This window comes from Candidatus Tectomicrobia bacterium (assembly GCA_016192135.1).
GTDB lineage: Bacteria > UBA8248 > UBA8248 > UBA8248 > UBA8248 > 2-12-FULL-69-37.
Genome location: JACPUR010000028.1, coordinates 22331 through 29928 on the forward strand (window position 1 = coordinate 22331; position 7598 = coordinate 29928).

General features: G+C 68.8%; 6 protein-coding genes. 4 read left to right on the forward strand and 2 right to left on the reverse strand.

Translation table 11 applies throughout. From position 1 onward, the window contains the following. Positions 1 to 120: 120 nt before the first annotated feature. A complete protein-coding gene (locus HYZ11_12240) occupies positions 121 to 1776 on the reverse strand; it encodes a 3-hydroxyacyl-CoA dehydrogenase family protein (GenBank protein MBI3128367.1) in 1656 nt (551 codons plus the stop codon). A gap of 141 nt (positions 1777 to 1917) precedes the next feature. On the opposite strand from HYZ11_12240, the gene HYZ11_12245 reads away from it, so the two are divergent. Together HYZ11_12245 and HYZ11_12250 are read left to right on the forward strand one after the other, a co-directional pair. After that, a complete protein-coding gene (locus HYZ11_12245; GenBank protein ID MBI3128368.1) occupies positions 1918 to 2280 on the forward strand; it encodes a pentapeptide repeat-containing protein in 363 nt (120 codons plus the stop codon). Between the two features lie 214 nt (positions 2281 to 2494). Next, entirely contained in the window at positions 2495 to 3109 is a 615-nt protein-coding gene (locus HYZ11_12250) for an NYN domain-containing protein (GenBank protein ID MBI3128369.1), read from the forward strand. Positions 3110 to 3250: 141 nt separating this feature from the next. Here HYZ11_12250 and HYZ11_12255 read toward each other — a convergent pair whose 3' ends face one another. Then, entirely contained in the window at positions 3251 to 4447 is a 1197-nt protein-coding gene (locus HYZ11_12255; protein ID MBI3128370.1) for an MFS transporter, read from the reverse strand. 382 nt (positions 4448 to 4829) lie between these two features. Between HYZ11_12255 and HYZ11_12260 the strand changes: the two genes are divergently transcribed. After that, a complete protein-coding gene (locus HYZ11_12260; GenBank protein ID MBI3128371.1) occupies positions 4830 to 5966 on the forward strand; it encodes a hypothetical protein in 1137 nt (378 codons plus the stop codon). After that, a complete protein-coding gene (locus HYZ11_12265) occupies positions 5963 to 7462 on the forward strand; it encodes a hypothetical protein (protein ID MBI3128372.1) in 1500 nt (499 codons plus the stop codon). Before HYZ11_12260 ends, HYZ11_12265 begins: the two co-directional genes overlap by 4 nt. Positions 7463 to 7598 lie beyond the last annotated feature (136 nt).

The window sequence follows — 7598 nt, forward strand, 5'->3', positions numbered from 1 at the left end:
GTTCCAGTTATTTTTACGGAGCCAAAATCTCAGATGGTCATCATTGATGTCATCGTTCCATTTGTTCTTGCGGGCTGTGCCATCTATCTCCTTGTCCCGAATTCTTTTTCCTGGCCGGCCCTACCTCCCTTCATACCCATAGAACCCCCGCCCGCTCTTCCGCCCCAGCCAGCCCGCCGCGGTCATGCGGCTAAGGAGGGGCGGGGGGCCGAAGCGGGGCTCGTAGAGCTCGCGCGCCATGGCCTCCGCGACGAAGGTCAGCACATCCACGCCCACGAGATCGCTGAGGGTGAGAGGGCCCATCGGGTGGCCCAGGCCCTCGCGCACCGCCTGATCGAGCGTCTCGCGCGGGGCCAAGCCCTCGTCGTAGAGCTGGGCCGCGTGGTTGAGGAAGGGCACGACGAGGCGGTTCACGAGGAAGCCGGGGCGGTCCTTCACGGGGATGGAGATCTTGCCGAGGCGCCGGCAGAAGGCCAGGCCGAAGGCGGCGATCTCGGGCTCGGTCTGCTGGGCCTCGATCACCTCGACCAGGCGCATGGCGTAGGGCGGGTTGAAGAAGTGGAGCCCGAGCACCCGCCCGGGCCGCCTCGTCTGGGCGGCCATGGCGGTGACGGGGAGGCAGGAGGTGTTGGTGGCGAGGATGGCCTCCTCTCCCGCGACGCCGCCGAGCCTCTTGAAGATATCAAGCTTGAGATCGAGATTCTCCACGGCCGCCTCGATGACGAGGTCGCACCCGGCGAGGCTCTCCAAGTCGGCGCTTCCCCGCAGGCGCCCGAGAGTGGCCTCCTTCTCCGCCTCCTGCATCTTCCCCCGCTGGACGGCGTCGGCGAGATTCTTCTGGACGCGCCCAAGGCCCGCTTCGAGCGCCTGGGCGTTCACCTCGACGGCACTGACTTCCAAGCCTGACGTGGCGCACACCTGGGCGATGCCGCTCCCCATGGCGCCCAAGCCGATGACCCCCACCCGGCGGATGCCCTCCGCCAGCGCGGTGCCCGCCGAGAGATCCCGCGCCCCCGCCGCCTCCGGCAGGGCCTCGGCGTCGCCTTGGTCCGAGGGCCGCTGATACGTGAAGAAGCCCCGGCCGGATTTCATGCCCAGGCGCCCCGAGGCGATCATGCGGTCCGCCAGGGGGGGAGGGGCGTAGCGCGGGTCGCCGAGCTGCTCGAAGAGGGAGAGCGCCGCCTCCCGGTGCCTGTCCAGCCCCTGGATGTCGAGGAGGCGCATGGGTCCCATCTTGTAGCCCAGGCCCAGCTGAACGCCTACGTCAATGTCCGAAGAAGTGGCGTAGCCGGACTCCACCAGCCGGATGCAGTCGTTGAGGAAAGGGACGAAGAGGCGGTTCAGGATGAAGCCGGGGGTGTCCTTGACCACGAGGGGGGCGAGCCCCGCCCCTTTCAGGAAGGCCACGGCGGCCTGGACCGTTCCCTCGCCCGTCAGGGGTCCCGGGGCCACCTCGACGAGCCCGCTGAAGGGGGCCGGATGGCGGAAGTGGAGGGCCACGACCCGCTCCGGGCAGCCCGAGGCCGCGCCGAGGGCGGCGGCGGAGAGGGTGCCGGTGCTGGTGGCCAGGACGGTCCCATCCTCCGTCAGGCCGGCGAGGCGGCGGAGCAGGGCGCCCTTCTCGGCCAGGCCCCCCGGGAGGGCCTCGATGGCCAGGGCGCAGCCGGGGGGGATAGGATCGCCCGCCCCGGCGAGGGTCACCCGCACGCCCCCCTGGGTGAGGGCGGCGGAGATGGCGGAACCCTCGCCGATGACGGCGGCGTGCGTCTCGCTCATCGCCGGATCTCCCGATTCAGGGGTGAATGGTCCATGTGGGAAAGGACCGCCGTAGGGTTTTGTAGGTTTTTCCGCCGGTGAGTGTCAAACCGGGAAGGCGGCTTGCGCCCAGCCGGACTTTCCGGCTATGGGGAATGCGCTATGGCGATGATCCGGGAAGACATCGAGAAGGCGATCGAGGCGGCCTCGCGGGCGCGGAAGCCGGTTTCCCTCCCGGGGGCGGACCTGCGGTGGTCGGACCTGAGCGGCCTGGACCTCTCCGGGGCGGATTTGAGCGGAGCCGTCTTGGCGGGCGCCTCGCTCCGGGAGGCGGATCTCTCGGGGGCGGATCTCTCCCAGGCGGATCTTCAGGGGGCCGACCTGGAGGAGGCGGTCCTGGACGACGCCTCCCTGGCCGAGGCCGACGTGGCCGGGGCGAATTTCCGGGGGGCGAGCCTGGTGGGGGCCGACCTGGAAGGGGTGAACCTGGACGAGGCCCTCCTCGACGGCGCCCGGTTCCTGTGAGCGGAAGCGGCGAAATCGGATTCGAATAATTTTCAATGAAATCCGGGATAAACGGAGCCCGGATCCTCACGGGCGATTTCTTCTCGCCTTGTTCAGCCTCCGAAAATGGCCTTTCCGGCTTGCAGGGCCCTAGAAATGGGGATATGAATGCGCCGCTCGCGCGTTTGTGCGGATATCGGGCGAGAGTCAGTTCCTTTCTGAGAGGGCAGGGAAAATGGGCAGGTCTGCGGTGTTCATCGACGGGGCATATATCGAGTTTCTGATTCGCGAGGAGTTCGCCGAGATGCGGGTGGATTTCGCCCGCCTCTCCCAGCGCCTGGCCGGCAACAAGGAGCTCCTGCGCACCTACTACTACCACTGCCTCCCCTACCAGGGATCCAACCCGACCGAGGAAGAGACGAAGCGCTACATGAACAAGCTGCGCTTCTTCCGCACCCTGGATCGCCTGCCGCGCTTCGAGGTGCGCCTGGGGGAGATCGTCTACCGGGGCGTGCGCGAGGACGGCCGGGAGAACTTCGTCCAGAAGCGCGTGGACATGATGCTCGGCGTGGACCTCGTGCGCCTGGCCACGAGCGGCCAGATCACCGACGCCATCCTCGTGGCGAGCGACAGCAACCTCGTGCCCGCCGTCTCGGCGGCCAAGGAGTGCGGGGTGCTGGTTTCGCTCTTCCACGGGCGCAAGGCCGGCGCCAACGAGGACCTCTGGACGCTGTGCGACGAGCGCTACGCCATCACCGAGGACCTGCTGACCGCGGTCCAGCTCGCCCCCCGCAAGGACGGCCACGGGGCGGTGCACGAGATGCCGGCCCAGACGACGCTCTCGGCCTGAGACCCTCCCCCGGACGGGAAAAAGGGGGGCGGCCTGCGCCGCCCCCCTTTCTTGTTTGTTATCTCTCCTCAGCCATACACCCCGAAAATCGGCGGACCAAGCCACCCCGCCTGGCTCCTGCCCCGCGCCAAAGCCGTGGGTCTACCTGAACCGGACCCGCCCCAAGCTCGCCAGGATCGGCAGGGACATTGCCTGAAGCAGGACCGACGCGGCGACCATCGCCATCACGGACCAATCGTAGAGGAACCCCATCAGGGCGCTGCCCGCGAACCAGGCCGCCCCAAAGCCCGCGTTGAAGATCCCATAGGCCGTCGCGCGGCGGTGGCTCGGCGCGAGCGCCGCGATGGCCGCCCGCATCACTGACTCCTGCGCCCCCATCCCCACTCCCCACAGCACCATGGCCGCCACGGCGGCTTCCAGGCCGCCCAGGACGGCCAGGGGGACGGCGGCCAGCGAGAGCCCCGCCGCCAGGATCATGGCCCGGATCCCGACGCGGTCAAACAGCCGCCCGAGGGCGAGGGCGGCGATGGCGTCCGCAGCCATCGCCACCGCGTAGAGGGTGGGAATCCAGACGACGGGAACGGTTTTCGCCTTTTCGAAGTGGAAGGCGAGGAGAGGGAAGTCGGCAAACCCGGCGCCGATGAGCATCGCACCGGCCATGTAAATCCAGAAGGACTTGGGCAGGCCCTCCGCCGTCATGGGAGGGGGCGCCAGCTCGAAGTCCCGGGGGCGTGGATACGAGAACCGCGCCGCGAGGAGCACCGCGAGGGCCAGAAGGGCCGGGACGAGGAGAATGCCGAAGCCGGTGCGGTACTCTCCGCCGAAGTAGAGCACGGCGCTGATGATCAGCGGGCCCGCGATCGCCCCCGTCTGATCCAGGGCCTCGTGCAGGCCGAAGCCCCAGCCGAGGCCGATCCGGCTGCTGGCGTGGGAGAGCATCGCGTCCCGGGCCGGGGTGCGGATCGCCTTTCCCATTCTCTCCGAGACGATGAGGATGGCCGCCAGCTCCCAGTGGTGCACGAGGGCCAGCAGCGGGACGGCGAGGAGGTTGATGGCGTAGCCCGCGATGGTGACGGCCCAGTAGCGGCCCGTCCGGTCGCTCAGGTAGCCCGACGCCAGGCGGACGGCGTAGCCCACGAGCTCCCCAAGCCCCGCAACGACGCCCACCGCCGTGGCGCCCGCGCCCAGGACCGCCAGGAAAGGCCCGGTGATGCTCCGGGCGCCCTCGTAGGTCATGTCGCCGAACAGGCTGACGACCCCGATGAAGATGATGAAGCCGACGGCCCTGCGGCGCGGAAGATCCGCTCCGGACTCCTGCGCGGGCGCATCCTTGCCCATCTCACTGCCCTCCGAGGATGGAGAGGAAGTCTTGCGGGGAGGGCTTCTGGACCAAGCACCGGGAGCCGGGAAGTGCCGCCCCGCAGACCCCTCTCGGGTCTCGCACGGCAGGAGTCATCAGCCGCATCGGCGGTTGGGCAGGGGGGACTCCATCCCCCTTGTTGGAAGTGCGGATTCTCCGTCCGTCCGCTCTTTTCGGCAACCTCCGCTGGGGCGCGAGGGAGGAAGGAACTATGCATGCTTTGCAAGTCTTCAGAGGGCATGGTATTATTTATCCTGGAAAATCAGGGGCGATGGAGTTCGCCGGGTACCGCCGTCTCTCGGGCGGCTGATAACTCCTACCGGTTCGGTAGGAGTTTTTCTTTTTGGGCGGGCGGGCAGCATGGACAAGGAATCGAGCATAAGCCGTGAGCGCGCCTCCGGCCTGGACGGCCGCCCTCCCGGGGAGAGGGAGGAATTCGATCATTTCTGCTACTTCCGCCTGATCGACGCCTTCTCCGAGGAAGGCTGCCCCGTCTGCATCTGCCTCCGGAGGAGCGCGTGCCGCTACCTCGATGCCCTGTTCTACGAAAGCGTGAACGATGTGGGGGTCCGCGCGGTCCTCCGCCGCGCCGAGGGCTTCTGCAACTGGCACGCCTGGATGGCGGCGGAGATCCCCAACAGCCAGCTGGGGATCGCCATCATCTCCGAGGACCTCCTGGGGCAGGCCCTCCGGCGGCTCCGGAGGACGCGCTTCGGGCCTCCCGGGGGCGGGTGGATGGCCCGCCTGTTCTGGCGGCTTCGCCCCAGCGGTTCCCGCTTTTTGATATCGGCCTCCCGGGGGCGCAAGGCGCCCTGCCCGGCCTGCGCGCTCGGGAGGCAGGCGGAAGCCTCCTACCTTTTTGGGATGCTCCGCTTCATCGAAGACCCCCAGTTCGAGCGCGCCTTCGACGCCTCGGCGGGCCTTTGCCTCCCCCATTTCCTCCGGCTCGCCGAGGGCTATCCCTCCCATCCCAACCTGGAGATCGTGGCGAGGCGGAGCGAGCAGAAGTGGAAGGAGCTTCAGGATCGGCTGCGGCGCTTCGCCGCCAAGCACAGCTACACCGCCTCCGAGGGATTCACCGAGGAGGAGTCCCGCTCCTGGCGCTTGGCGGCCGAGATGCTCGCCGGGGGGCGGGGAGTTTTCGCCAATGAGCTTCATCAGGCGCCTCCCTCCAGCGGACGAAGCGCGGCGGCGCATGTTTTCCCTTCGAGGCGTCCCGATCCATCCCTTGGCAACTCCGGGCATCCGGTGGACCCCCGGTTCGAGGCGGAGAAGTTGAAGCTCCGGGTGGAGGAGCTGCGCTCCCAGCTCTTCGAGGCCGCGAGCGAGGCGTCCTCCCTTCACTACCGCTACTGGCAGGCGCTTGAAAAAATCAAGGAGCTGGAGAGGGACCTCACGGCCGCGCGAGCCGGCGCGCGGATGGGGGAGCTATTGGTGGAGAAGCTGCGGGACGAGGTGGCCTGCCTCAAGCGGCAGGCGGGGATGAATACCCAGTGAAGAAGCGTGGCAGGCGGACCATCACCGAGCAAAGCTACGCGGCGGCGCGGCTGCTCGACGCCCTCGGCCGGGAGGGCTGTCCGGTCTGCCACGACATCGCCCGGAGCGACCGGCACTACTTCTTCTGGTTCTTCGTCGAGAGTTACTTCTCCTCTTATACGCTCGATCAGCTATCGGCTTCCTTGGGCTTCTGTCCGGCCCACGGCGCCCGGCTCGCCCGATCCTCCGGGGATTCCCATCAGTTGACCTATGTTCACGAGGACATGGCCCGGCGGATCATTCGGGCCTTGGGCGCCCTGTCGCGGGGCGGCGCGGCCGGGCGGAAGCGGAAGGCCGGCCTGCTCCGCCCCGGCCCCTGCCCGCCCTGCCGTGAGCGGGAGCAGGGGGCCGCGAGCGCCGCCTTTTGGCTGGCGGCCATCCTCGAAGAGCCCTCTCATGCGGGGAAGTATGGCGATCCCGGCCTGCTCTGCTTCCCCCACCTCAGGCTGCTCTGCCCCCGCGTGGGGGGAAAGACGCTGGAAGGGCTCCTCGCGCTGCACCGGGAGCGCATGTCCACGGAGGCGGATTCCCTCTCCGCGCGGAATCTGTGCCGCATCTCCCCCGGCGACAAGGAAGGGCTGCTGGAAACCCTCCTGCCCGCCCTGCGCCTCGCCGTGGGCCATGACCGCGGGCTGCGGACCCTTCCCGAGCCGGGAGAGGCGGCGGAGGCGCCCCGGCTGCGGGACCCCGCGGGGGACTTCCTGGAGAGGCTCCGCTGGAGCGACGCCTGTCCCGTCTGCCTGGAGGTCAGCCGGGCCTGGGGCGACTGGCTCCGCTGGCTCGATGAAGCCGCCCAGCGGGGAGTGGAGATTCGGGATCTCCTGCCGGGGTGCCCGGATCATGTCTGGGACACAATCCATATGGGAGGAAAGGCCCTGGCCGTCGCGGTGGCCCAAAAAGCCCTCGGGGATACCCTCGGCCAGCTCGCCCAGTCCATGAACACCTTGGCGCCCGCCGAAAAGAAGAAAGAAACCAAATGGCCCTTGGTCGGACGCCTCCGGGAATTTCTGCCGGAGCCGCCTCCCCCCTACGCCGCCGCCCGGAGGGTGCTGACCCGGCCCCCCTGGTGCCCCGTCTGCAACCACCTGAACGAGGTGAGGGACCGCTCCCTCCATCTCTTGTTCGCGCTCCTCCGGGGCAGGCCAGGGCGGACCGCGATGGAGAACGGCTATGGTCTCTGCCTGAAGCACTTCTCCCGCGCCCTCGCTCTCCGGCCTGAAGAGGGGGTGGGCCGCTTCCTCGCCGAGGTGGAGTCCGCCCGTCTATCCCTGCTCCTGTGGGAGCTGGAGGAGGCCCGGCGGAAGGCCGCGTGGTCGGTGCGTCCGGAGCCCCGGGGCACCGAGAGCTGGGCCTGGAAGCGGGGGGTGTGGCGGTTCTCGGGGCGGCTGGGGAACGGCTCGGACGCCCAGCCCGAGAAGCCTTCTATATCTCCGGTGGCGGAAACGGCGAAGGGATGAGGCCGGGGGCGCGGTTCCTCTCCCTCAGTCGTACACCGTCTCCATGTAGTGGCCGGAATCCACCTGGGCCTCGATGACGGTGGGGCCCGCCGCCCCCAGGGCCTTCCGGAGCGCCCGCTCCAGCTCCTCCGGCCCG

Coding starts and splice junctions, on each gene's coding strand:
- HYZ11_12250 (MBI3128369.1), top strand. CDS start 2,495: ATGGGCAGGTCTGCGGTGTTCATCGACGGGGCATATATCGAGTTTCTG.
- HYZ11_12255 (MBI3128370.1), bottom strand. CDS start 4,447: ATGGGCAAGGATGCGCCCGCGCAGGAGTCCGGAGCGGATCTTCCGCGC.
- HYZ11_12245 (MBI3128368.1), top strand. CDS start 1,918: ATGGCGATGATCCGGGAAGACATCGAGAAGGCGATCGAGGCGGCCTCG.
- HYZ11_12240 (MBI3128367.1), bottom strand. CDS start 1,776: ATGAGCGAGACGCACGCCGCCGTCATCGGCGAGGGTTCCGCCATCTCC.
- HYZ11_12260 (MBI3128371.1), top strand. CDS start 4,830: ATGGACAAGGAATCGAGCATAAGCCGTGAGCGCGCCTCCGGCCTGGAC.